The organism is Brevundimonas sp. TWP2-3-4b2 (assembly GCF_049897345.1).
Lineage (GTDB): Bacteria > Pseudomonadota > Alphaproteobacteria > Caulobacterales > Caulobacteraceae > Brevundimonas.
The window spans coordinates 77,458-103,079 of record NZ_JAFCWB010000002.1; the positions used below are offsets into that span (position 1 = coordinate 77,458).

At 64.3% G+C, this 25,622-nt stretch carries 17 protein-coding genes; 6 read left to right on the plus strand and 11 right to left on the minus strand.

The window, feature by feature from the left end; all coding sequences use genetic code 11:
- Positions 1 to 80: 80 nt before the first annotated feature.
- The 4 genes from ACP7AS_RS03995 to ACP7AS_RS04010 all read left to right on the plus strand — a co-directional run bounded on the left by ACP7AS_RS03995 (position 81) and on the right by ACP7AS_RS04010 (position 5,280).
- A complete protein-coding gene (locus tag ACP7AS_RS03995) occupies positions 81 to 809 on the plus strand; it encodes a hypothetical protein (RefSeq protein WP_426027568.1) in 729 nt (242 codons plus the stop codon).
- Positions 806 to 2,371 (plus strand): 1-hydroxycarotenoid 3,4-desaturase CrtD, encoded by a 1,566-nt coding sequence (crtD, locus tag ACP7AS_RS04000; protein WP_426027569.1) that lies wholly within the window; start codon positions 806 to 808, stop codon positions 2,369 to 2,371. The genes ACP7AS_RS03995 and crtD overlap by 4 nt, the downstream gene beginning before the upstream one ends.
- A gap of 240 nt (positions 2,372 to 2,611) precedes the next feature.
- Entirely contained in the window at positions 2,612 to 3,781 is a 1,170-nt protein-coding gene (gene crtY, locus ACP7AS_RS04005) for a lycopene beta-cyclase CrtY (protein WP_426027570.1), read from the plus strand.
- Complete coding sequence (locus tag ACP7AS_RS04010; RefSeq protein WP_426027571.1) at positions 3,778 to 5,280, plus strand: phytoene desaturase; 1,503 nt, start codon at positions 3,778 to 3,780, stop codon at positions 5,278 to 5,280. The genes crtY and ACP7AS_RS04010 overlap by 4 nt, the downstream gene beginning before the upstream one ends.
- 72 nt (positions 5,281 to 5,352) lie before the next feature.
- Here ACP7AS_RS04010 and ACP7AS_RS04015 read toward each other — a convergent pair whose 3' ends face one another.
- The 4 genes from ACP7AS_RS04015 to ACP7AS_RS04030 all read right to left on the minus strand — a co-directional run bounded on the left by ACP7AS_RS04015 (position 5,353) and on the right by ACP7AS_RS04030 (position 9,198).
- Positions 5,353 to 6,042: a class I SAM-dependent methyltransferase gene (locus ACP7AS_RS04015; protein WP_426027572.1), complete on the minus strand. Its 690-nt coding sequence runs from the start codon at positions 6,040 to 6,042 to the stop codon at positions 5,353 to 5,355.
- A 21-nt stretch (positions 6,043 to 6,063) separates the two neighbouring features.
- Positions 6,064 to 7,398: a hypothetical protein gene (locus tag ACP7AS_RS04020; RefSeq protein ID WP_426027573.1), complete on the minus strand. Its 1,335-nt coding sequence runs from the start codon at positions 7,396 to 7,398 to the stop codon at positions 6,064 to 6,066.
- A gap of 4 nt (positions 7,399 to 7,402) precedes the next feature.
- A complete protein-coding gene (locus tag ACP7AS_RS04025) occupies positions 7,403 to 8,092 on the minus strand; it encodes a class I SAM-dependent methyltransferase (protein WP_426027574.1) in 690 nt (229 codons plus the stop codon).
- Between the two features lie 659 nt (positions 8,093 to 8,751).
- Positions 8,752 to 9,198 (minus strand): protein-export chaperone SecB, encoded by a 447-nt coding sequence (locus tag ACP7AS_RS04030; protein WP_426027575.1) that lies wholly within the window; start codon positions 9,196 to 9,198, stop codon positions 8,752 to 8,754.
- A 198-nt stretch (positions 9,199 to 9,396) separates the two neighbouring features.
- Here ACP7AS_RS04030 and ACP7AS_RS04035 point away from each other — a divergent pair, with 198 nt between their 5' ends.
- Positions 9,397 to 9,930: a hypothetical protein gene (locus tag ACP7AS_RS04035; RefSeq protein ID WP_426027576.1), complete on the plus strand. Its 534-nt coding sequence runs from the start codon at positions 9,397 to 9,399 to the stop codon at positions 9,928 to 9,930.
- A gap of 37 nt (positions 9,931 to 9,967) precedes the next feature.
- On the opposite strand, the gene ACP7AS_RS04040 is transcribed toward ACP7AS_RS04035, so the two are convergent.
- The 3 genes from ACP7AS_RS04040 to ACP7AS_RS04050 all read right to left on the minus strand — a co-directional run bounded on the left by ACP7AS_RS04040 (position 9,968) and on the right by ACP7AS_RS04050 (position 16,188).
- A complete protein-coding gene (locus tag ACP7AS_RS04040; RefSeq protein ID WP_426027577.1) occupies positions 9,968 to 11,098 on the minus strand; it encodes a DUF2827 family protein in 1,131 nt (376 codons plus the stop codon).
- The gene (locus tag ACP7AS_RS04045; RefSeq protein ID WP_426027578.1) at positions 11,098 to 12,231 is read right to left on the minus strand and encodes a DUF2827 family protein; all 1,134 of its coding nucleotides are present in this window, start codon (positions 12,229 to 12,231) and stop codon (positions 11,098 to 11,100) included. The genes ACP7AS_RS04040 and ACP7AS_RS04045 overlap by 1 nt, the downstream gene beginning before the upstream one ends.
- Before the next feature lie 117 nt (positions 12,232 to 12,348).
- Entirely contained in the window at positions 12,349 to 16,188 is a 3,840-nt protein-coding gene (locus ACP7AS_RS04050) for a YadA-like family protein (protein ID WP_426027579.1), read from the minus strand.
- Between the two features lie 476 nt (positions 16,189 to 16,664).
- Here ACP7AS_RS04050 and ACP7AS_RS04055 point away from each other — a divergent pair, with 476 nt between their 5' ends.
- Positions 16,665 to 17,057 (plus strand): hypothetical protein, encoded by a 393-nt coding sequence (locus tag ACP7AS_RS04055; RefSeq protein ID WP_426027580.1) that lies wholly within the window; start codon positions 16,665 to 16,667, stop codon positions 17,055 to 17,057.
- Between the two features lie 282 nt (positions 17,058 to 17,339).
- Here the strand turns inward: ACP7AS_RS04055 and gltB are convergent, their stop codons facing one another.
- The 4 genes from gltB to ACP7AS_RS04075 form a co-directional block, all read right to left on the minus strand.
- Positions 17,340 to 21,803, minus strand: a complete 4,464-nt coding sequence (gltB, locus tag ACP7AS_RS04060) for a glutamate synthase large subunit (RefSeq protein WP_426027581.1) — start codon at positions 21,801 to 21,803, stop codon at positions 17,340 to 17,342.
- Positions 21,800 to 23,233: an NAD(P)-dependent oxidoreductase gene (locus ACP7AS_RS04065; RefSeq protein ID WP_426027582.1), complete on the minus strand. Its 1,434-nt coding sequence runs from the start codon at positions 23,231 to 23,233 to the stop codon at positions 21,800 to 21,802. The genes gltB and ACP7AS_RS04065 overlap by 4 nt, the downstream gene beginning before the upstream one ends.
- A gap of 155 nt (positions 23,234 to 23,388) precedes the next feature.
- Complete coding sequence (locus ACP7AS_RS04070; RefSeq protein ID WP_426027583.1) at positions 23,389 to 24,066, minus strand: TorF family putative porin; 678 nt, start codon at positions 24,064 to 24,066, stop codon at positions 23,389 to 23,391.
- 92 nt (positions 24,067 to 24,158) lie between these two features.
- Complete coding sequence (locus ACP7AS_RS04075; protein WP_426027584.1) at positions 24,159 to 25,520, minus strand: ammonium transporter; 1,362 nt, start codon at positions 25,518 to 25,520, stop codon at positions 24,159 to 24,161.
- Positions 25,521 to 25,622 lie beyond the last annotated feature (102 nt).

Sequence of the window (25,622 nt, forward strand, 5' to 3'; positions counted from 1 at the left end):
CATCCCGATCCCTTGAATCTTTGGCCACTCCGCTGAAGGATGAACAGACCGCCAGACGTCGCCTTCCGCAAGGGTCGAATATGTATCTCCTGTTCAAGGCTCTGATCGCGATCCACATCGCGTTCGGCGTGGTGGGTCTGGCCAGTTTCTGGATTCCCGTTTTCAGCCGAAAGGGGTCTCCGGTGCATCGGCTCTGGGGCCGTGTCTTCGCGCGCGCCATTCTGGTGGCCGGCGGCATCGCTATCCTGCTTTCGCTCTGCACCCTCTACGACCCTCTCGGGACCCACCCCCACCTGAAGGACCCGGTGTTCGTCCGCGGCATCTTCGGCGTGCTGATGTTCCATCTCGGCGTGCTGACCGTGAACCTCGCCTGGTACGGTCGCGAGGTTTTCAAGAACAAATCCGACCCGGGCCGAAACCGGCGCGGCATCAACCTCTATCTGCAACTTCTTCTGGCGCTGGCAGCCGTCGCCTGCGTGGTCGAGGGGCTCACGATCGGTCAGCCTCTGATCGTCGCGGCCTCCGTGATCGGGTTCGCGACCGTGGCGACCAACCTCATGCACATGCTGAACCCCGCTCCCCCGCCCAAGGCCTGGCTGAAGGAGCATGTGAAGGGGATCGTCGGTGCCGGGATCTCCGTCTACACGGCCTTCTTCGCCTTCGGTGCCGTTCGGTTCATGCCGGAAATCGCCCTCCACCCCGGACTGTGGGCCATTCCGCTGGCAATCGGCCTCGCCTTGATCCTCTACCACTACTGGAAGATCGGTCAGTCCGGCTCTCGTCTCGGGAAGCTGGCGACGGGCGAATGAAAGACCACACGGTTCTGGTCATCGGCGCGGGCATGGGCGGGCTCGCAGCCGCCATCGACCTCGCGCGTGCCGGCTGTCAGGTCACGGTGATCGAGAAGGCCGCGACGCCGGGTGGCAAGATGCGACAGCTTCATCCCGGCGGCGGGCCGGGTATCGACGCAGGCCCAACAGTGTTCACCATGCGGTGGGTGTTCGAGAGCCTGTTCGCCGATGCCGGCGCGTCGCTGTCGGACTATGTCACCCTCGGGACCGCAGACGTGCTGGCACGGCATGGCTGGACCGACGGCTCGCGGCTCGACCTGTTTGCAGACATGGAACGGTCGATCGCGGCCATCGGCGAATTCGCCGGCAAGGCGGATGCCGAGGGCTATCGGGCCTTCTGTGCCCGGAGCGAGGCAATCTACGCCGTGCTGCAGGACTCCTTTATCTGTGCGCAGCGCCCCGGGTTGTTGGACATGGTGCCACGGGTCGGGCTGGCGGGGATCCCTGCCCTGCTGAATACCGCGCCCCACCAGACTTTATGGGCCGAGCTGGGCCGCTATTTCAGGGATCCGCGCCTGCGTCAGCTGTTCGGGCGATACGCGACCTATACCGGATCGTCGCCTTTCGCCGCCCCGGCGACCCTGATGCTGATCGCCCATGTCGAGAAGGAAGGGGTCTGGTTCGTCGAGGGCGGCATGGTCGAGGTCGCACGCGGAATGGAATCCCTGGCCCGGTCGCTGGGCGTGACCTTCCGTTACGGTGAGGGGGTGCGGTCGATCCTGCAGGACGTTGGCCAGGTCGCCGGGGTGGAGCTGGAGTCCGGCGAGACCATCGCGGCACGCTCTGTGGTCTTCAACGGTGACATCTCGGCCCTGAGGGGCAGGCTGGTCGCCGGCGATCGAGCGACGGGTCCACGGCCGGTGGCTGCAAAGGATCGTTCCCTGTCGGCGCTGACATGGTGCGTTTCAGCAAAGACGCACGGCTTTCCCCTGTCGCACCATACGGTCTTCTTCTCGGGGAACTACAAAGAGGAATTCCGGCAGGTGTTCGGGCGGCAATCGATCTGTGAGGAGCCCACCGTCTATGTCTGTGCCCAGGATCGTTGCGGGGACCGGGTGCCGCCGGGCGAAACGGAGCGGCTGCTGTTGCTGGTCAACGCGCCCGCGATCGGAGATCAGGCGTCGTTCGACCCTGCCCTTGTCGACGACGTCCGCCGAAGGGCATGGTCGGTGCTCGAACGCTGCGGGCTGAGCGTCGAGGCCCTGAACGACGAAACCATCGCGACCACGCCGGACGACTTTGAACAGCTGTTCCCTGCCGGCGGCGGGGCCCTCTACGGGCGCGCCAATCATGGCCTCATGGGCAGCTTCCAGCGGCCCGGTCCGGAGAGCGGTCTTGAGGGCCTGTATCTTGCGGGCGGTGGCGTTCACCCCGGGCCCGGTATTCCCATGGCGACCCTGTCCGGGCGTCTGGCGGCGATGCGGCTTCTGGGGAAGGCGCACGGGACCCGGACCGGCTGGCGCCTGCCGCAGACAGCGGCCCCTGCTTCCCGTCCGGGTGCGACCGGTCGAACACACTGAAAACCGCTCACGCTTTTTCCGGTCAGGCCCTAGAGAATCGCGGGCGGAAGAGACCAAGCTTCGCGATAGACAAGAAGCGTCGGCTCAGGTGCCGGAAGAACAGGGCGACGGAGGCGGTGGCGTGAACAACGAAGGCTCACAATGCATGGCGTCCTCCCGCCCAAAGGTGATGACCGAGGCCGTCCGCCATGATGGTATGCAACTCCGGCCGGACCGGCCGCATGCTCCTTGGCGCGCCTGATGCCGACGGATCATGACTTCGATCTCATCCTGGTCGGGGGTGGACTCGCGTCCAGCCTGATCGCCTGGCGTCTGGCCATGGATCGGCCCGAGGTCCGCGTCTGCGTGGTCGAACGCGACGGCGCGCTGGGTGGAAACCATACCTGGTCGATTTTCGACAGCGACATCGCACCCGTCGATCGGGAATGGCTGACCCCCGCGATCGGGCATCGCTGGCCCGACGGCTATGAGGTCTATTTCCCACGCCGAAGCCGGACCCTGACCACGGGTTACAGCAGTCTGACATCCGAACGACTCCACGCGGCCGTCGCCCCGCTGCTGGGCGATCGGTTGATCCTGGGCGAGGCCGTCGTGGTGGATCCACAAGGGGTGACCCTGTCTGACCAGCGCCGGCTCACTGCCACGGGCGTGATTGATGCCAGGGGCCCCAAGGCGACCAGGGCTCTGGACCTGGGCTGGCAGAGCTTTGTCGGGCAAACGGTTCGACTGGCCGCGCCCCATGGCCTGACCCGGCCGACGATCATGGACGCCACGGTCGAGCAGTTCGGCGCATACCGGTTTGTCTATCTGCTGCCGTTCGATGCCAGAACGGTGATGGTCGAGGACACCTATTACACCGACAGTCCGGTGCTGGACCGACCGGCCCTCAAGCAACGGATCGACGGCTATATCCGGTCGCGGGGCTGGACCGTTGAGGCGGTGGTCGCCGAGGAAGAGGGCGTGCTGCCGATCGCGATGGACGGCGATATCGACGCCTTCTGGGCGGACGGTCCGCCCGTCGCCCGCGCCGGGCTTCTGGCGGGTCTGTTTCACCCCGTGACCGGCTACTCCCTGCCGGATGCCGTACTGCTGGCCCGGCTGATCGCGGATCAGGACGACCTGTCTTCCGCCTCGCTGAGACGGCTGACCGAGACCTATTCCAAGCGGGTGTGGCGGGATCGGGCCTTCTACCGTCTGCTGAACCGGATGTTGTTCAGGGCGGCAGACCCTGGCCAGCGATGGCGCGTTTTCGAACGGTTCTATGGATTGTCGGACGGCGTCCTGCGGCGCTTCTACGCAGGCAGGAGTACCCGGCTCGACAAACTACGTATCCTCACGGGAAAACCCCCCGTGCCCTTCGGCCGGGCGCTGCTGCAGGTCCGCGAGACAGGACGAGGAAGTCGATCATGAGAGACGTTACGGCGAAACGCGCGGTTGTGATCGGTGCTGGGTTCGGCGGGATCGCGCTGGCCATCCGGCTGCAGCGCGCCGGCGTGCAGACGACGCTGATCGAGATGCGCGACAAGCCGGGTGGCCGCGCCTACGTCTGGAAGGAACAGGGCTTCACCTTTGACGCCGGGCCGACGGTCATCACCGACCCTGACTGCCTGACCGAGCTGTTCGAGGGAACGGGCTCCGAACTGAAGGACTACATCGACCTGATGCCGGTCGACCCCTTCTACCGGCTCTGCTGGGAGGACGGCGTCCACTTCGACTACAACAACGACGAGGCGGCCATGGAGCGCCAGATGGCGGCCTTGAATCCGGCCGATGTCGAGGGCTACCGCCGTTTCCACGCTCATTCGGAAGCCCTGTATCAGGAAGGCTACGTCAAGCTTGGTTCGGTGCCCTTCCAGTCATTCTGGACGATGATGAAGGCCGCCCCTGTCCTGGCCCGGCTCGAGGCGTGGAACAGCGTCTATGACATGGTGGCAAGGTACATCAAGGATCCGCATCTGCGTCAGGCGTTCAGCTTCCATACGCTTCTGGTCGGGGGGGATCCGTTCAAGTCCAGCTCGGTCTATTCGCTGATCCATGCGCTGGAGCGGCGCGGGGGTGTCTGGTTCGCCAGGGGCGGGACCGGCGCCCTGATCGCGGGTCTCGTTCGACTCTTCGAGGACCTCGGCGGTGTCGTCCGCCTGAACAGCGCGGTCGAGCGGATCGAGACCGAGGGCGAGCGGGCAACAGGCGTGACACTGGCGGGAGGAGAGGTCATCCCAGCCGACATGGTCGCCTCGAACGGCGACGTGGTCCACACCTATGAGAAGCTGCTGGGCCGCACGCCGCGCGGCAAGGCGAAGGCGAAATCGCTGAAATCAAAGCGCTTCTCAATGTCGCTGTTCGTGCTGCATTTCGGCACGTCCCAGCCCCAGAAGCATCTGGCTCACCACACCATCTGTTTTGGCGCGCGGTACAGGGAACTCATCTCCGAGATATTCGCCGGGCCGACGCTGCCGGAGGATTTCTCCCTCTATCTGCACGCCCCATGCGCCACCGATCCGTCGATGGCCCCCGACGGCATGAGCAGCCACTACGTCCTGTCGCCCGTGCCGCACCTGGGTGCCGCGGACATCGACTGGTCCGTCAAGGGCCCTGAGTATCGCGAGAAAATCCTCGACTATCTCGAGGAACGCTACATCCCCAACCTGCGCCGCGACCTCGTCACCACGCGCATCTGGACGCCACAGGATTTCAAGGACGACCTCCACGCCCATCTGGGTTCGGCCTTCTCACTGGAGCCGATCCTGGCCCAGAGCGCCTGGTTCCGGCCGCATAACCGCGACGACGTGATCCCGAACCTTTACATCGTCGGCGCCGGCACCCATCCGGGCGCGGGCATTCCCGGTGTGGTCGGCTCGGCCAAGGCCACGGCGGGCCTGATGCTGGAGCAGGCCGCGGCGGGGCGATGACAGCCTCGCGTCACGAACACCCGGACACGGCACCACGGCTGTGTCCGGGCGAGAAATGAGCGTCACAGCAATCTAGTTGGCTCGCCAACCCCATGTATCCGAGGTCCCATCCGCACGCGTATCGGTGATGGTGTGGGTCGTCCTGACCTGCGTGAGGTCGCAGACTCCGCTCGTATCGCCGTAGCTGATCGTGATGGCTTCCGCGTTGATCTGGGCCACCAGATGTTTGAGGGACAGCGCTTCAGTCTGATACCCCCTCAAGATAAACAGCTGCATTTGACCGAGCTGGTCCGAAGCCCAATTCGTGTGATTTGCGAAGTCCGCGGAAGACCAGGCAGAGATGTGCCCCAAGTACCATGGCGAGGCGTTTATGATCATCGCCTCAGGCGTGACTATAAGTATGTAAGACGATCGATAGGTCAGGAAATCGATTATATCCACGCCTTCGGATTTCCGCATGTGCTCGATCACATCGCCCATGATGACAACATCAAAGGTTCGCCTCGGGTGCTGTTCGATCAGGGCTTGAGCCCCGATCTCCAGAACCTCATCGTAGACGTCGTTCAACCCGTGAGCGATGATGCTTTCCCGGTCGGGTTCCAGCGCGGTGATCCACGCACCGGGAAACAGGCTTCGAACCATCCGTCCGTATTTTCCGGACCCGGCCCCCACGTCCAGAACCGTAGCCGGGGCCACACGCTGAAGAATGTTGCTGATCACCTCGTCATAGGTGGTGAAAGAGTACGTCCGCTCGGTATCCATCGCCTTATTCTCCGGTCCAAATCACGTGCCGGAACTAAGCGACACCTTCTCAAAGTCTTCCATCATACAACTACGGGCCGGCTCACCTAGACCCATAAAATGAGCAACAAACGTACTCTTATCCGCGAAACAATAATGTGTATTTACGGTGAGATAATCACAGACGTTCTGATCATTCACAAGTTTGTTGTCTTCAAAATATCTATTAAATATAAACTGGTCACCCTGATTTGAGTATACAGAAGACTTATCCATCACATCATCGATCATGAGAGATATATCCTGCAGTATCTTGATGTTTTCAACGGAGTTCTTAAACGCCATAAATCCGGAATTGAATGACCATCCAGCAATGTCTCTTGCGACCATCACTTCGCGTCCTTTCAAAAACTCCTTCAATGGCTTAGATTGATCGATGAAGAGCATATCAGCATCGATCCAGACCACCCATTCGTGATCCTTAATATGCCTCAAAAGAAGCCATGCTTTTAACCAGTTCCCAGACACATTAGCCGGAGCCTCATCCGGCAAGTCTCGATAGACGTAGTATGCATATCCGTGACGAGTACAATATCTTGTACAATTTGATTCACTTATCTGAGCGTACGATCTTATGTTCGGCGTGTACAAGCTAATCAGAGCTACTGATGAATCTGTATTAAATTCAGAATAATTCTCTGGATCATTCTGATATTCAACCGATCTACAAAATACGTCACCGCCACCCTCAATCGACCTATTTATTCTCGATACTGAAAAATCTCGATAGGGCTTATCTTCACTATATTGATGTGAATATTTATCCTTTTGTAGCCTGTCGAAACAAACTGCGAAAGCGTTGAGCCTTTCCCAGTTGAGCACCCGCCCCCTCGTGGCCACAATCGTGCCGTTTCGACTTCCGTGGACAGGCACCAGGCCAGCCCCTCTAAGCAAATCCACCTCGTCGCCTCCAATCGACCCACGGGCGAATTCATGCCCCTTTGCGATATCGAGTCGCAACAGGATCTCTCTATTCTCGGCCGTGTTCCTCCAAACCATGAGGCCTCTGGCGGGTTCCGGCGGATCTGACCCGAGCAAGGCCACCAGCAACCGGTCATCGGTGCCGAGCATTTCATCAATCGATACAGGCCGATAGATCGCTGCGTTGCCGTCAAGGTATAGAAGCCAGTCACCCTCAGGCAGCTTCCGGAGCCGACTCCTGATCACAGCATACCTGCTGAGGCCTTCAAGAATTTCTGGCGTGTCACGCACATCAGAAACTATCTCGTGATTATACGAGTACATTTCACAGTATAACTTATGATTCAGTTTTGTATTTTCGCATCCCGATCCGACATGACTGACAACAATAGGCATCTGGCTATTTTCCTCTCAAAGCAGCCATTACATCGGCTACAAGCCAAAGACCAAGACACCTATCGCTTTGCGGTCTTACAACAGCTCCATCAGCAGTCGAGTATCTGACGCTCAGGTTGGGAGCAGCTTCAACAATTGTCCTCCTCGGAGGTGGGAAATAATATGGAGCCATCTCAAGATTAATCGCAGTCCATCCACCCGTGACAATATCACTATTCCGTGGAAATCCCCGATATGAATATGTCGTCGTCAAAATCCATGTCGACCCGCTGTCAACAATTGCATTTAACGCGGTAAAAACATCCTTCACAGAAAAATGAAACAGGCAGTCACGCGTTAGTATCAGATCCACTTTGGGTAATGAATCATTCAATAGATCGATGTTGACAAAATTGCGTTTTTCTGAAGAATATTTACTGTTATTTATATCGACGATTTCTTGAACGACGTCAGCACCAGTATATGATACGTCGCCGATGTCTGTGTGGTTCATCCAGTTGAAATCGCCGCATGGAAGATCGAGCATGGTTCGGGCACCAAGCTCACGAAGCAGGATAGGAAGCTCCCGCATCACGTTTTCGGCGCTGACCAATTCCGAACCAGGCCCAGACTTGCTTTCTGCAGAGCCCCAGAAGTTGGACTGGTATATTTCTTCGAACACCAACCGGCTGGTCGGGAGTTTGTTGTCGTCCATCTTCAGGCTCGCTCCGTTGCGTCAAAAATCTGTCGCCGCCTTGTCCCACGCTTCCGTAACAATCTGGCTCCGTGGTCGATCTGACAGCGAGGCTTCCGTCTCAAGAAAGACGTCCACCGTCCGGTAACCGGCTTAGATGGTGCAGACAATCCTGTCAGCCCCCGGCTTGGTGTCCGGAAGGCCTTGGCACAGAATCCGGTCATCGCAAGCGGCGGGCACAAATCGACTGCCTGTGGCCCGGCCAAAAGGCCATGATCGCCACTGGCGCTGAAGGGCTGCCGCCGATTGAGAGCTCGATGGTCCTGCACCCTCTCGACCTGGCAACGTCGGCGTGCGGGCCAGGTTTCGAACTCATGGACCACTTGCGTCGACCGTCCAGATCATTGGCTTTCGAAGGGTGGTTGCACAGGCATCGTGAAGACCATGCGAGGACCGCTCAGCCAGCTGCGACGGCGCGTCACCCGAGGAGGTTCCCCACAGAGGACCGACGAACCTGTCCTGGTAGAGTCAGCATGGATCTCGGCCGCAGCCCCAGGATTACGGGTGTCATTCTCGTCGTCTCGTCCGCCTGCAGGCCGGAAACCCGCAGCCGTCGGCCGACAAACCCGGTCTTGAGGGCGAGCAGGGCCGGTGTCTTCGCTGAGCCTGAGACGGCCTCGTCAGACTTCGGACGATCCCTCACCGGCCCGCGCACGGGCGAGCACCTCGGCGAAATCGATCGGGTCCAGAGTCAGGGTGGGGGCAAAGCCACCTTCTGACACGAGCCCGCTGACCAGGTTGCGGACCGCCGGGAACATCGCTTCACCGCCCTCGACCAGCAGCCGTCGCTCCAGAGCCTCAGGCGCAATTCCGCTGACGTCGCAGACGCAGCGGTAGGTGATCTCGATCAGGAATATAGCCATGCCCTCAGCCGACACCTTTACCGTCAGGCGCATGTCGACATTGGCGTGTCCGTCCTCGCGGGGCTGGCTGACCATGTCCACCGACTTTTCGATCGACAGTGGCCCCTGCGGTGCACGACCGCGCTTTGCGGCCGGATTCTCGAAGGACAGATCGACCAGATACTGATTGATCAGGGTCAGGGACGGGGCAAGGTTATCGGTCATAAATCCCACTATGTGCTTCGCGCGCTCGTCGATACGAATACCGGAAACGCCCGGCGGTTTATCGCCGACGATCGTCGCAAAGACAATCAGCCCGGCCGATTTCGACCGTCCCGATCGAACCAGGCCACAAGGTTTGTCGACAGGGATCGGCAACTCGCCTAAAAGTGGGGCGGGGCCTGACGGAACATATAGTTGACCATGTCGAGATCCGTAGTCGCCCGGCTGATGCTGGTGTCCGCCCTTCTGCTGCCGGCACAGTCGGTGTCAGCACAGTATGTTGCGGGCAATATCGGCTCGATGCCGGGCTCGACGGAGCAGCGTCTGGCCGACGCCCTGAGCTCGATCGGCATGACCCGCTGCACGACCCGGGCCGTTCAGGTCGGCCGGTTCCTGATGGAAGGCTCGGACGCCAATTTCACCGTCCAGCCCCTCGGCCCCAACGGCGATATGTGGCCGACCGTGATCACGATGGAATCGTCCCATGCCACCAACGGGACGACGCGGCTTTCGACGATCAGCATTTCGCCCAACTGCGCGGGCTTCTACCAGCAGACCATCTACTGGAGCCAACCCTGTGCGGCCCTGCGCAGCGGCACGTTCGCGGCCTTCACCGGCACGCGACGCCTGCTCGCCAACGTCACCGTCGGCGAACTGGACGTGGCGACCCAGCTCTATCTGATGCCGGCCGGCGCACAGGGCTGCGTATCGGTCAAGAAAGAGCTGTTCCGCTAGGGCCATAACCTGGGCTGCGGACAGACCCGCGCAGGATTCAGGCCGTGAACATCAACCCTTCGTGCAGGTCGACGTTGTGTTGGGCTGTGGGGTCCAGTTGGGCAAACAGTTTTCGGTTCTTTTTCTCGTACGCCTTCAGGTTGGTGGCGTGGGTCTTGTAGGCTCGTATCAGGGCCTCAGCACCCGACTCCGGATTAAAGTCTTCGTAGTAGTATCCGTATTCCTTCAGAAACTCTGAGTTATGAATCAGAGGATAATTTCCATACAGGACATCATAATACATGTAGTTCAAGCCGTTCTCCCAATGGTGGGTGACGACCGCGTCACAGTATTTTGCAAGAAATACCCAACTAATGTATCGATGCTCAACGCTCAACTTACCTGCCGCCTGAAGGGTTAGTAAGTTGGCAAAGCGTCTGAAGTGATCGTGCTCGGCATATTTCGCCGAATTCGAGACCATCAGGCTTGAGATCATGTCCGGGAGTTTGCGGAACGCGGCCTCTGTCACCAGCATGGGGTAGTGACTGGTTTTCATGACCGTGTTGTTGGGATCCATGACGCCGATCCGCCAGGCTTTTTCCGGGGGATTGAAGCCGAATTTCACGGCCTCCGAGCCGCCGATTACCCCGCTGAACAGCGGACTCCATATCTGCGGAATCTCAATGACCGGACAGCGATAGACAGTCTTGCACCACCCCGCATAGGTCCGCATGTGCTGTGGCGTGATCCAGATCTGGTCATAGCAGTCGTAGTCGTCATAGACCTCGGCCGTGGGCTTGGGCGGGCGCGCGGCGATCCCCTCCATCGACAGGACACCGCCGTTTCCGCCCTTATAGAGGAAGGTCTTGACACCACGGCTTCGGGCGTCCCGCAGGGCCTCTGTGCGCACAGAACTTCCCAGAACGATCAAGTAGTCGAGTTGGTCGACCACATCCTCGAGCCGGACAATCTTCTCACGCGGCACGCCGAAGAGGTCACCCTTGATGTCGTCCCCGACGATCTTGTCACTGATCAAGAAAACGTCGGCGCAGTCCGGCGCGCTTTCGAACAGCTTGTACATGAACAGAACGTTCTGACGCAGGCCATTCGAAAAGAGCGCCAGGTCGCCGCCCTCCTTAATGGAAATCGTGACACCGACCCGATAGGGGCGCTTCTCGGACGGGCTCATTATTTCAACTCCGGGGTGTCAAACAGTTCGTCCACAAGCGCCTTGTAGTTGGCGATGACCACGGGGTTTTCGATGCTGAACTGCCACAACACCTCATTGGTCCGGTTGCGGTAACGGTCGATGTTCTCGTCATGGGTCCGAATGGCCTCAGTGACGGCCTCGCCGCCGGTCTGCGGATCAAAGGACGGATAGTAATAGCCGTATTCCGACACGGCATCCGAGCTGTGAACCAGTGGCCAGCCTAGATACATGATGTCCCAGTAAAGATAGTTGAGATTCAGCTCCCACTGGTGGCTAAGCACGACGTTGACATGCTTGCCCATAACCTTGGCGATCGGGTGCAGGTGCTCGAAGAATATCTTCTTGTCCTTTCCCAGCTCCAGGGAGTCCCGCAACGAGGTGACGTGGGCGTTGTCACGCAGATGATAGGTGTTGAACAGAAGCAGCGTATCGATCAGGGACTTGTCCTTGCGATACGCTTCCTCGGCCGCCAACAAGGGGATCTGGAAGGTCTTGGTCACATTCAGATTGGGTTCGAACACGCCCAGCTTGGCCGGCGCTCCGTCGCGAGGCCGCCAGTAGGCGGGGCCTCCATCCTTCATCATGGCGGTCTGGAGACAGTAGGGACTCCAGATGTGGGGTGCCTTCCTGACCCGCTCCGAACGGACGATGCGGGCGTGGCCGGCTGAGGCGAACCAGTTCTGGGGCGTAATCCATACGGCGTCGAACCCGCCCAGGATCGGCATGTCGCCGCCGTCGTCGGCTTCGTTGACCAGCGCCTGAAAATTGTTCACGGCGGCATTGCCCGCCATGTAGGACACGAGCCGGCCTCCGTGGGAACGCAGTCTTTGCGCCTGTTCAGGGGTCAAGGCCCTCGAGCCCAGTTCGATGATCAGGTCCAGACGATCAACGGCGTCCTCCAGCTGGACGACGTCGAGACCGAACATATCCCCCAGCACATTGCCGCCACCCGGCGGTCCTGCGACCAAAACCACCTGCTCGACGCCCGCCATACGCTGGAAGAGAAAGGCGAGGTAGGCGACGTTCTGGCCGATGCCATAACTCCACATCGCCGCTTGGGGGTTGGTCTCGCCACCAACCACGGTGATACCGATTTTCAGTCTGTTAGCCACGGGCACCTTCTCACGACTCGGTCACGGAAACCCCGCCGGGGCGGGAGGGTCGCACTCAAAAGAATGGGGCGGCGTGAGTGATCACGCCGCCCCTTCCTTATCAGGTTGGCTGTCGGGTTAGGGGAACTTGATCCCGATCCCGACCGAGCCGCCTACCGTACCGTTACCGGCGGCGATGCCGGCACCGATCGCGATGTTTTCCGTCGGACGGTAGCGGTAGCTGACGGCTCCCGCTGTCTCGCCTTCGAAGGCACCCACACCGACCATGAAGCCCTGCTCTCCAACACCCAGCGGCAGATCAACCGCCGAGAGCGCGAAGGACATCGCGACACCGCTGTAGGCCTTGTCGAGCTGACCCACGTTGACGGCGTCGAACTGGTTGATGCCGTCCGCGACGTTGGTCAGGCGACGTTCCGCACCCGGGGCCCCGAAGGACACCGTGTTCGGATCGCTGGCGATCGAGCCGGCGCCGATGGCGACCGAGTTGGCCCCCGTGGCCTGGGCACCTTGGCCCAGGGCCGTCGAGTTGGTCCCCGTGGCCTTGGCGCCCTGACCCAGGGCCGTTCCGTTGGCACCGGAGGCGACGGCACCGTTGCCGAAGGCCGCTGAGTTGCTTCCCGAAGCCGAGGAACCCGTACCGAAGGCCGAGCTGCCCGTACCGGTGGCAGCGCCGACACCCAGAGCCGCGAAGCGGTTGTCGACCGAGGTCGACAGCGTCGAGATGCTGCCGGCCAGGGAGGCATCGCCGGACACACGACCGGAGTTTTCAGTGCTGACCCGGCTGGTCAGCGAGGTGTCACCCGAAGCGCGAGCAGTCTCTTCCGTGCTGATCCGGGTGGCGTTGGATGCCGCCTGGAAGGACCGGATGCTTTCCTCGCCGCTGAGGCGGGTGGTCAGCGAGGTGTCGCCTGCGGCGCGGGTCGTTTCCTCTGTGCTGACACGCGTGGTCAGCGAGGTGTCACCCGAAGCGCGTGTGACCTCTTCCGTGCTGATCCGGGTGGCGTTGGAAGCCGCTTGGAAGGCTCGGATGCTTTCCTCGCCGCTAAGGCGGGTGGTCAGCGAGGTATCAGCGACGGTCAGCGAGGCGTCACCCGAGGTGCGTGCGACCTCTTCCGTGCTGATCCGGGTGGCGTTGGACGCCGCTTGGAAGGCCCGGATGCTTTCCTCGCCGCTGAGGCGGGTGGTCAGCGAGGTGTCACCCGAGGTGCGGGCCACTTCTTCGCCGCTCACGCGGGTCGTCAGCGAGGTTGTCAGGGTGGTCAGCGAGGCGTCACCCGAAGTCCGGGCCACTTCCTCGGTGCTGACGCGGGTGGTCAGCGAGGTGTCACCCGAGGTGCGGGCCACTTCTTCGCCGCTCACGCGGGTCGTCAGCGAGGTCGTCAGGGTGGTCAGCGAGGCGTCACCCGAAGTCCGAGCCACTTCCTCGGTGCTGACGCGGGTGGTCAGCGAGGTGTCGCCCGAAGCGCGGGCCACTTCTTCGCCGCTCACGCGGGTCGTCAGCGAGGTCGTCAGGGTCGTCAGCGAAGCGTCACCCGAAGTCCGGGCCACTTCCTCGGTGCTGACCCGGGTGGTCAGCGAGGTAGCAGCCGAGGTGCGGGCCACTTCCTCGCTGCTGACGCGGGTGGTCAGCGAGGTGTCGCCCGAGGTGCGGGCCACTTCCTCGGTGCTGACCCGGGTGGTCAGCGAGCCGTCGCCCGACGTGCGGGCCACTTCCTCGGTGCTGACGCGAGTGGTCAGCGAGGTGTCACCGGAGGCGCGGGCCACTTCTTCACCGCTGACGCGGGTGGTCAGCGAGGTGTCGCGCGCCGTCAGCGACTGGTCGTCCTGGGCGCGGGTCGAGGCTTCGTTGGTGATCCGCGTGTCCAGCAGGGCGTCCTGGCTGGCGCGGGTGACGGCTTCGGTCAGATCGGCCGTCGCACGGACGTTTTCTTCCGTGCTGATGCGGGTGGTCAGCGAGGTGTCGGCCGAGGAGCGGACACTTTCTTCGCCACTGACGCGGCTGGTCAGCGAGGCGTCGCCCGAGATGCGGCTGGAGCTATCCGCGCTGATCGAACTGGCCAGCGAGGCGTCGCCCGAGACACGGCCCGAGTTTTCGACACTGACCCGGGTGGTCAGCGAGCCGTCGCCCGAGGTGCGGGCCACTTCTTCGCTGCTGACGCGGGTGGTCAGCGAGGCGTCGCCCGAGGTGCGGGCCACTTCTTCGCCGCTCACGCGGGTGGTCAGCGAGGCGTCGCCCGAGGTGCGGGCCACTTCTTCGCCGCTCACGCGGGTGGTCAGCGAGCCGTCGCCCGAGGTGCGGGCCACTTCTTCGCCGCTGACGCGGGTGGTCAGCGAGGTGTCGCCCGAAGCGCGGGCCACTTCTTCGCCGCTCACGCGGGTCGTCAGCGAGGTGGTCAGGGTGGTCAGCGAGGCGTCGCCCGAGGTGCGGGCCACTTCTTCCGTGCTGACGCGGGTGGTCAGCGAGGTGTCGCCCGAGGTGCGGGCCACTTCTTCGGTGCTGACGCGGGTGGTCAGCGAGGTGTCACCTGAGGTGCGGGCCACTTCTTCCGTGCTGACGCGGGTGGTCAGCGAGCCGTCGCCCGAAGTGCGGGCCACTTCCTCGGTGCTGACGCGCGTGGTCAGCGAGGTGTCACCCGAGGTGCGGGCCACTTCTTCCGTGCTGACGCGGGTGGTCAGCGAGGTGGTCAGGGTGGTCAGCGAGGCGTCGCCCGAGGTGCGGGCCACTTCTTCCGTGCTGACGCGCGTGGTCAGCGAGGTATCACCCGAGGTGCGGGCCACTTCTTCGGTGCTGACACGGGTGGTCAGGGAGCCGTCGCCCGAGGTCCGGGCCACTTCTTCCGTGCTGACGCGCGTGGTTAGCGAGGTATCACCCGAGGTGCGGGCCACTTCTTCCGTGCTGACGCGCGTGGTGAGCGAACCATCGCCCGAGGTGCGGGCCACTTCTTCCGTGCTGACGCGCGTGGTCAGCGAACCGTCGCCCGAGGTGCGGGCCACTTCTTCCGTGCTAACGCGGGTGGTCAGCGAGGTGTCGCCCGAGGTGCGGGCCACTTCTTCGGTGCTGACGCGGGTGGTCAGCGAGGCGTCGCCCGAGGTGCGGGCCACTTCTTCACCGCTCACGCGGGTCGTCAGCGAGGTGGTCAGTGTGGTCAGCGAGGCGTCGCCCGAGGTGCGGGCCACTTCTTCAGTGCTGACGCGGGTGGTCAGCGAGGTGTCAGCCGAGGCGCGGGTGACTTCTTCGGTGCTGACGCGGGTGGTCAGCGAGGCGTCGCCCGAGGTGCGGGCCACTTCTTCGCCGCTCACGCGGGTGGTCAGCGAGGCGTCGCCCGAGGTGCGGGCCACTTCTTCGCCGCTCACGCGGGTGGTCAGCGAGCCGTCGCCCGAGGTGCGGGCCACTTCTTCACCGCTCACGCGGGTGGTCAGCGAGGTGTCGCCCGAGGCGCGCGCCACTTCTTCGCCGCTCACGCGGGTGGTCAGCGAGGTGTCGCGGGCCGTCAGCGAGGTGTCGGCCGAGGCGCGGACGCTCTCTTCGTCACTGATGCGACCGGTCAACGATACGTCGCTGTTCGTCAGCGAGACGTCGGAGTTGGTCAGCGAAATGTCGGCGTTGGTGCGGTTGGTCGTTTCGGTGCTGATCCGCGTGGTCAACGAGACGTCGCGGTTTGTCAGCGAAGTGTCGGCGTTCGAGCGCACCACTTCTTCAGTGCTGATCCGCGTGGTGAGCGTGGTCTCAAGCGTCTGCACCTCGGTCAGCAGCGCTGCATCACCAACGTTGCCGCTACCGTCCGTGCCGGTAACGACGATCGCCTGCGCGTAGGCCGTCGAGGGCGCCGCGAACATGGTGAAGCCGGTGGCCAGGGCCACGGCGGACGCGCCGAGGATAAGCGCCTTGCGGCCCGTCATCGGGGCCTTTCCGGCGAGAAGGAGGTCGGCCGTCTGGGCCTTGCTAGTTCGCGACATGGTCTGGAGTCCCTGAATTATGGCTGGATTTGGTAAAAACACGAGCTTGCCGTTTAACCGTACAATTTCGGCCTGTCCATTGTTTCCCAGTGCTTTTCTCGAAACCTTCACAGGATTTGTGGCGTGATTGCGTCGCCCCCCGCCCCATCCGCACCTGATTCCAGCATACGCCGTTAGGGGAATTGGGGCGCTAGATACTCTGAAATTCCAGCATATTTTTTTCGGGCGATTACGCGAATTCCTGCCGTACACCCACCCCGGTTTCATATGATTGTTTTTTATCGTTCGCCGCCGGGCAATCCTGCCAAAGCTGCCCTCGGGTAAGGTTACACCCGGGCCGCGGACCGGTCGTCCACCCAAGGGCGGAGGGGTCCTCTGACCGGGCCGCAGGGAGGCCGCGCCGTGGGGCGTCGAAAGCCTGCTGTGGCCGCGTCTGTCGCTTGCCAAGCCCGGCGGTTACCGACTAGTTTCAAGCCATGACCCTGTTGCTGTCCGCCGCCCTCGCCCTCGCCCTCCAGGCCACGCCCGGCCAGGCCGCCGCGCCCGTGAAGGCGTCCCCCGCCCGGGCGTCTGATTTCGAGCAGGCCCGAGCCGCCCTGGCGGCCCAGTTGCCGAACTATCGCGACACCTGGTTCCGGAATACCCGCGGCAATTTCCTCATGTTCTGCGGCGAGTTCAACACCCAGACCGACCTGGGCGCCTATACCGGCTGGTTGCATTTCGCCATCATGCATTATGACGACGCCCCGGCCCGTCTCTATATAGAGGGGCGCAACGACCGGTATCTGGGGCTGTGCGACCCGGCCGTCACCCGCGCCGCGCCCGACCCGACCGACCCCGATCTTTCGGCCGAGATGATCTACCGCTAGGGTCCATCCAGACTCAGACTCGGTACCCGTCTCCCGGCCACGTCATTCCGGGGCTGGGCCCGGCGTAGCCGGGATAAGAACCCGGAGTCCAGGCGTCTGGACGCCGCCGTCCGCCTCACGTTCCAGACTGGAGTCCTTTCCCCTGGATTCCGGGTTCCGCTCCGCGGCCCCGGAAAGACGGTGTTTGATGGACGATCAGCGGGTCAGTTGAACGTCGATTGAACCCGGGGTCCACACCCGAGGGCGATAGACCCTTGCCCGCCTGTCCCTGCGCAAACACCGTCAGGCCCGCCGGGCGCTGACAGCGATCCCGTCCCCGGCGCGCGGCAGCACATGGCGGAAGCGGGTGACCGAGGTCGCCCAGGTCTCGATCAGCCGGGCCGCCCGCGGCGACCCCGTCTCGGCCGCATGGCGCGAGACCAGCGCCCGCAGCCGCTCCGCCGCCTCGCCCATGACCGCGCCGCCGACCACCGAGTCGCCGTTAAACCGCACAGGCGCCGTGCCCTCGGGATCCAGCACGAAGGCCTCGCCGCCCGACATGCCGGCGCCGAAATTCCATCCGGTCTCGCCCAGGATGACCACGGTGCCTCCGGTCATATATTCGCAGCCGTGCGCGCCGCAGCCCTCGACCACGGCGGTTGCGCCGGAATTGCGCACCGCGAATCGCTCGCCCGCCGCCCCCGCCGCGAACAGGGCCCCGGAAGTGGCCCCGTACAGGCAGGTGTTGCCGATCAGGGCCTCGCCTGCCGCCCATGCCGGCGGCCGTACGATGATCTCGGCCCCCGACAGCCCCTTGCCGACATAGTCATTGGCCTCGCCGTCCAGCTCGATGCGCAGGCCGGTCATGCCCCAGGCCGCCAGCGACTGCCCCGCCGCGCCGCGCAGCTTCAGCGTCAGGTGCCCGGGCGGCAGGCTGTCGCCGAAGCGCCGCACGATATGCGACGAGATCCGCGTCCCGATCGCCCGCTGGGTGTTGGTCACCGCATAGGTCAGCGACATCTTCTCGCGGGCCTCGAGGAATCGGGCCGCGTCCTTGACCACCTGGGCGTCCAGGGTGTCGGGCACGGCGTTGTACGGCGCCTCGGCGCAGCGGGTCTCGCCCTCCCCGACCCGCACCAGCAGCGGATTCAGGTCGAGATCGTCCAGATGGGTGTCCCCGCGCGACACCTGACGCAGCAGATCGGTCCGGCCGACCGCCTCGTCCAGCGACCGCAGGCCCAGCGAGGCCAGAATCTCGCGCGTTTCCTCGGCGATGAAGCTGAACAGGTTGACCACCTTGTCCGGCGTGCCCGTGAACATGGCCCGCAGCCGCTCGTCCTGGACGCAGACGCCGACCGGGCAGGTGTTGGAATGGCACTGGCGCACCATCAGGCAGCCGACCGCGATCAGGCTGGCCGTGCCGATGCCGAACTCCTCGGCCCCCAGCATGGCGGCGACGACGATATCGCGCCCGGTGCGCAGGCCGCCGTCGGTGCGCAGCCGCACCCGGCCGCGCAGGCCGTTCAGGCTGAGCACCTGATGCGCCTCCGACAGGCCCAGCTCCCACGGCATGCCGGCGTGTTTGATCGAGCCCAGGGCCGAGGCCCCGGTGCCGCCGTTGTGGCCGGCGATCAGGATGACGTCGGCCTTGGCCTTGGCCACGCCCGCCGCGACCGCGCCGATGCCCGACTGGGCCACCAGCTTGACCGTCACCCGGGCATCCGGGTTGATCTGCTTGAGGTCGTAGATCAGCTGGGCCAGGTCCTCGATCGAATAGATGTCGTGGTGCGGCGGCGGGCTGATCAGGCCGACACCCGGCGTCGAATGGCGCATGCGGGCGATGAATTCGGTGACCTTGAATCCGGGCAGCTGCCCGCCCTCGCCCGGCTTGGCGCCCTGGGCCACCTTGATCTCGATCTCGCGGCACTGGTTCAGATACTCGGCCGTCACGCCGAACCGGCCCGAGGCGACCTGTTTGACCGCGCTGTTGGCGTTGTCGCCGTTCGGGCGGGGCGTATAGCGATCGGGATCCTCGCCGCCCTCGCCCGAGACCGACCGGGCCCCGATGCGGTTCATGGCGATGTTCAGCGTCTCGTGCGCCTCGGGCGACAGGGCCCCCAGCGACATGCCGGGGGTGACGAACCGTTTGCGGATCTCGTTGACGCTCTCGACCGCCTCGATCCCGATCGGCCCGGCGTCACGGAAGTCCAGCAGGTCGCGCAGTGCCGTCGACGGCAGTTCACGTGCGCGGCGGCTGTAGGCCTTGAAGCGCCCGAAATCGCCACGGGTGGTAGCGTCCTGAAGCCGGTGGATCAGTTCGGCGTCCCAGGCGTGGGTCTCTTCCCCCGCCCGGATGCGGTGCGAGCCGCCGATGCGCAGCGACGGGTGCCAGGCGTCGAAGCCGCGCCCGGTCTTCCGGATCACCTGGGCCTCGATCCCGGCCAGGCCGATGCCCGAGATGCGCGACGTCATGCCGGGGAAGAACTCGGCCACCAGCGCCCGCGACAGCCCCAGGGCCTCGAACTCGCAAGCGCCGCGATAGGCCGAGATGACCGAGATGCCCTTCTTGGCGAGAATCTTCATCAGCCCGGCCTCGACCGCGGCCTTGTGGTTCAGGCAGGCGTCGCGAAGGGTCAGACCCGGATAGCGTCCGCCGGCCAGACGCTCGAGGAAGGTTTCCTGCGCCAGCCAGCCGTTGACCGCCGTGGCCCCGCATCCGACCAGCACCGCGAAGGCATGGGCGTCGATCGCCTCGGCCGCGCGCACCACCAGCGAGCAATAGGTCCGCAGCCCCTCATCGACCAGACGGCCATGCACGGCGGCGGTGGCCAGGATCATCGGGATCAGCGGCCGGCCCTCGCCCATCCGCTCGTCCGTCAGCACGATCAGGCCCGTGCCGCCCCTTGCCGCCGCCACGGCCTCGGCCCGGATCCGGTCGAGCGCCGGCTTCAGCGCGCCCTCCGCGGCCGGGAAGGTGCAGTCGATTACCGTGGTCGCCCCGGCACCGACCACATCCAGCATCCGCTCGTACATGCCGGTGGTCAGGACCGGGCTGTCCAGCACGAAGACCTGCGTCTGGGTCTCGTCCTGGGCGAGGATGTTGCCCAGGTTCTTGAACCGCGTCCGCAGACTCATCGCCCCCGCTTCGCGCAGGGAATCGATCGGCGGGTTGGTGACCTGGGCGAAGGCCTGCCGGAAATAGTGGGCGAACGGCCGGTCCTGATGCGACAGCACCGCCGGGGGCGCGTCGTCGCCCATGGAGGCAACCGCCTCCTTGCCGTCACCCGCCATCGGATCCAGCAGGGAATCGATGTCCTCCTGGGTCCAGCCGACGGCGGCCTGATAGCGCGTCAGGGCCTCGCCCGACACCCGCCGGGGCTCGGGACCGGGCCCGACCAGCGGCTCCAGCTCGACCATGTTCGACAGCCACTGGCGATACGGCAGGGCCGCCGCCAGCCGGTCGACGGTCTGCGTCTCGTCATAGAGAACGCCCGCCTCCAGATCGACGGAGATCATCCGGCCGCCGCCGATGTGCAGCCGGCGCTTGATCCGGGCGTCGGCAATGCCGGTCATGCCCACTTCGGACCCGCAGATCAGCAGGCCGTCGACCGTCTCGGCGACCCTGAGCGGACGCAGGCCGTTGCGGTCCTTGCCCGCCACCACCCAGCGGCCGTCCGTGGCGCAGATGGCGGCCGGGCCGTCCCACGGCTCCATCACCGCATTGCAATAGGCATAGAGCGCGCGGTGGTCGTCGGAGATGAGGCCCTCGATCGGGGCCTCGGGCATCAACAGCGCCTTGACCATCGGGGCCGGCCGCCCGGCCCGGACCAGCACCTCGAAGACATTGTCGAGCGCCGCGGAATCCGAACCGCCCGCCTGGATCACCGGCTTGACCGTCGCATCATCGGCCCCGAAGGCCTCGGCCGTCATGCGGATCTCGTGGCTGCGCATCCAGCCGGCGTTGCCGCGCAGGGTGTTGATCTCGCCGTTGTGGGCCAGCATCCGGAACGGCTGCGCCAGCCGCCACTCGGGGAAGGTATTGGTCGAATAGCGCTGGTGGAACAGGGCCACATTGGCCTCGACCCGCGGGTCGTTCAGGTCGGGATAGAAGTCCGCCAGCGCCTGGGCCAGCATCATGCCCTTGTAGATGACCGACCGCGCCGACAGCGAGCAGACGTAGAAATGCTGCAGCCCGGCCGCTGTCGCCCGCGCTTCGATCCGGCGGCGCAGCAGATAGAGCGCCCGCTCCAGCGCCTCACCCTCAAGACCATCCGGGGCGCTGAGCATGATCTGCTCGATCTCGGGCCGGGTCGCCGCCGCGCGTTGACCCAGTACGGAGACATGGGTCGGTACCTGACGCCAGCCGTAGAGCCAGAAGCCGGCCGCCATCACCTCGCGTTCCACGATGGTGCGGGCCCGCTCCTGCGCCGCCAGATCGATGCGGGGCAGGAAGATCATCCCCACCGCGATCGGGCCGGGCCGGGGCTCATGGCCGGCATCACGGACCTGGGCCTCAAAGAAGGCGCGCGGCAGGCCGATCAGAATGCCCGCGCCGTCGCCGGACTTGCCGTCGGCATCCACCGCGCCGCGATGCCAGATCGCCTTCAGCGCCGTCAGCGCCAGATCAACCACTTCGCGTCGCGGGCGGCCGTCGATGGCGGCGACCAGGCCGACGCCGCAGGCATCCCGCTCGGACGACGGATCATAGGCATGGCCGTCGATCAGCCGCTGGCGATCCTGCTGGTACTGTTCCGGGTCGAAGGTCATGCCGCCGCCCTCTCCCGGCTGGTCAGCCAGGCCTCGATCTCGGCCGCAGCATCCTGGCCGTCCTTGACCGCCCACACCACCAGAGAGGCCCCGCGAACGATATCGCCTGTAGCGAACACGCCTTCCAGCGTCGTCGCCTTCGTCTGGCCGGCGGTCCGGATCGTGCGCCAGTCGGTCAGGGCCAGGTCCGGCTCGGCGAACAGGCCGGGCATGTCTTCGGGTTCAAAGCCCAGCGCCTCGATCACCAGGTCTGCGGCCAGGTCGAACTCGCCACCGGGCACGGGATCGACCGACCAGCGCCCATCCGCCCCGTGCGCCGCCAGCGCCATCCGTTGCGCCCGCACGCCCGTGACCCGGTCGGCCTCGCCCAGAACGGCACGCGGCGCGGCCAGCCATTTGAAGACCACGCCCTCCTCCTCGGCATTGGCCACCTCGCGCGCACTGCCCGGCATATTGTCCCTGTCCCGGCGGTACAGGCAGGTCACCGAGGTGGCCCCCTGGCGCACGGCGGTGCGGACGCAATCCATCGCCGTGTCCCCGCCGCCGATCACCACGACCCGCTTTCCCGCCGCGTCCAGCGCACCGCTGTCGAAGGTCGGCACAGCATCACCGAACCCCTTGCGGTTGGAGGCGATCAGATAGTCCAGCGCCGCGACCACGCCATCGGATCCGCAACCCGGCGCCGTCAGCCGCCGCGCCTGATAGACGCCCGTCGCGACCAGCACCGCGTCATGGGCAGCGCGAACCTCGGAAAACGGCAGGTCGCCGCCGACATTCACGCCCAGCCGGAACTCGACTCCGCCTTCGGCCAGCCGATCCAGCCGCCGCTGAACGATGTGCTTTTCCAGCTTGAAGCCCGGTATGCCGTAGGTCAGCAGGCCGCCGGCCCGGTCGTGCCGGTCATAGAGTGTCACGGCATAGCCCGCCGACCGCAGCCGGTCGGCCGCCGCCATGCCGGCCGGTCCGGCACCCACGATTCCGACCGACGCACCGCGCTCGACCCGCGGCCGGATCGGATCGACCCAGCCGTTTTCGAACGCCATGTCGCCCAGCCAGCGCTCGACCGAGCCGATGGTCACGGTCTCCCAGCCAGACTGCTCAAGCGTGCAGGCCCCTTCGCACAGCCGGTCCTGGGGGCAGATGCGGCCGCAGATCTCGGGCAGGGTCGAGGTCGCGGATGATTGCCGCCAGGCCTCCTCGGCCCGGCCCTCGGCGGCCAGTTTCAGCCAGTCGGGGATGTTGTTCTGCAAGGGACAGCCGGTCTGGCAGAACGGCACGCCGCATTGGGCGCAGCGACTCGACTGTCCCGCCCCGGCGGCGGCGCTGAAGTCGGCATAGATCTCATCAAACCCGCGCACGCGCTCAACCGCATCGGCCTTGGCCGGTGCGGTCCTCGGAGTCACCACGAAAGTCTGGTTCACGGATGCCACTTCGGCCCTTTCGCTCTTGCACAAGACTTAGAGTCCGGAGAGGACGGTGGCAACTTCTGTGCAAGTCATGCAGATATTGTCGCTCAGAACGCAAAAAGAAACCGGTGAGAACCGCATACACGCAACCCTTCACCGGCTTGAATTGTGCAGCGCATTCAGAACAGGAACTTGATTCCGGCCACGGCGCGGCCTTCTGACAGCGGGCTGTCCACGTCGGTGTCGTGATACCGGAGATCGATCGCGACATGGTCGGTGACGGCGTAGCCGACCCCGATATTCCAGGTCGTGTAGTCGTCGTTGACATCCAGTGACTGATGGCCGACCGCGGCCGACACGGTCCATTTGTCAGCCGGAGCAAACGCCGCATTGGCCTCCACATAGGTCGCCGCCTCGTCCAGTCCGAAGAAGTCAGGCGACCAGTAGACCGCAGCCCCGAACGTGGCCGGTCCGACGGCGCGCGACGCCGCTGCCTTGAGCTCTACATAGTCGTAGTCGGCCCCGACCGGCGCATTGACATAGGCGTAGCCGACGGCCCCCACGTCGAAGGCGAAGCCCGCCGCCTCGCCGCGATAGCCACCATAGAGATCCACCTCGGCGTTCGTATCGTCGCCGAAGTCGACGTTGGAGGCCCAGGCCCCGACGTAGAAGGCCCCGATCGTGGCGTCGACGCCACCCTGGATCGCGGGATCCTCGAGCGTCTGGCTATAGCCGCGGAAGACGTAGTCGCTGACCACGCCGAGGTTCCAGGCCACCTCGGGCGCAGACTGGGCGCTGGCAGCCCCGGCAGTCAGAAGCGCGGCCACGGCTGCCGCACAGGCAAAAGCTGCTCTCATCATCATATCCCCTTGTTATAGATGGTTATTCGAAACTCACGCACACTGGTGGAGGCGCGGAAGGGAGGCTCCGCGCCGCCGTCGGACAGTGGTTAGACGCCCTCCATCACCTCGCCATGCAGGTGGCCGTCGAGGCCGTCCGCTTCCTGCGACGCGGTCACCCGCAAGCCGGTGGTGAATTTGCAGACGATCAGGATCAGGAAGGTCACCACGGCGCTCCAGCCGATGGTGATACCCAGACCCCAGGCCTGTTTGGCGATGGTCGCGCCCTCGGCCACGCCGTTGACGGCCGCCGAGGCGAAGACGCCCGTCAGCAAGGCACCAAGAATGCCGCCCGCGCCGTGGATGCCGAAGGGGTCCAGACTGTCGTCGTAACGCAGCAGTTTCTTGATCCAGACCGACGCCGCGTAGCAGACCGGTCCCGAGGCCAGGCCGATGATCACAGCCCCCTTGGGATCAACCAGTCCCGCTGCTGGCGTGATGGCGACGAGGCCGGCGATCAGGCCGGAGAGCACGCCGATCAGCGATGGTTTGCGCTTCTCCATGACCTCGACGATCTTCCAGGTCAGGGAACCGGCCATGGCCGCCAGGATCGTGTTGAGGATGGCGACAGAGGCGATGGAGTCGGCCGTCCATGCCGAACCGGCGTTGAAGCCGATCCAGCCGACCAGCAGCAGCGAGGCGCCGATCATCGTCAGCACGGGATTATGGGCGACGATGGTTTCCTTGCCGTAGCCTTTCCGGGCTCCGAGGAAGATGGCGCACACCAGACCGGCGACACCCGCATTCACGTGCACCACTGCGCCGCCCGCGAAATCCAGCACGCCCGCCGCGCCAAGGAAGCCGCCGCCCCAGACCCAGTGACAGATCGGTGCATAAACCAGCAGGGTCCACAAACCCGTGAACAGCAAAAGGCCGGAGTATTTGATCCGCTCGGCGAACGCCCCCGCGATCAGGGCCGGCGTGATGATGGCGAAGGTCAGCTGATAGGCGATCCAGAGATACTCCGGCAGGCCCGGTGCCAGGCTGTGCGCGGTGGTGGGCGTGACGCCGCTCAGAAACAGGGCCTGGAACGAGCCGATATACGCCTGGACCTCGTCGCCGGAATAGGCACCGAACGGCTGCCCGACCCCGAACGACAGGCCATAGCCCGCTATGAACCACGTCAGGGTCACAACGGACGCGACGCCCAGCGACTGGGTGATGGTGGCGATGACGTTCTTGCGGCGGACCATGCCGCCGTAGAAAAGAGCCAGCCCCGGCAGGGTCATCAGCAGAACCAAAGCCGTCGCGGTCAGGATCCAGCTGGTCGCCGCGCCGTCGAGAACAAGGGTCGTCTGGTGCGCCAGGAGCGCAGGGTCCGGAACCGCCGGTGCCGCCGACGCGGCGTTCGCCACAAAGGCGCTGAAGATCAGGGCCGAGGCCGCGGAAAGTCCGATACGAAGTCGAGTCATTTGATCCCCCAAGACCGCATTACGCATTTGCGAAATGTTTACCGCAATTGCGAACATGGCAAGAGGTAGGGGGACTCTTGGCGCACGATTCTTGCCCTGCGG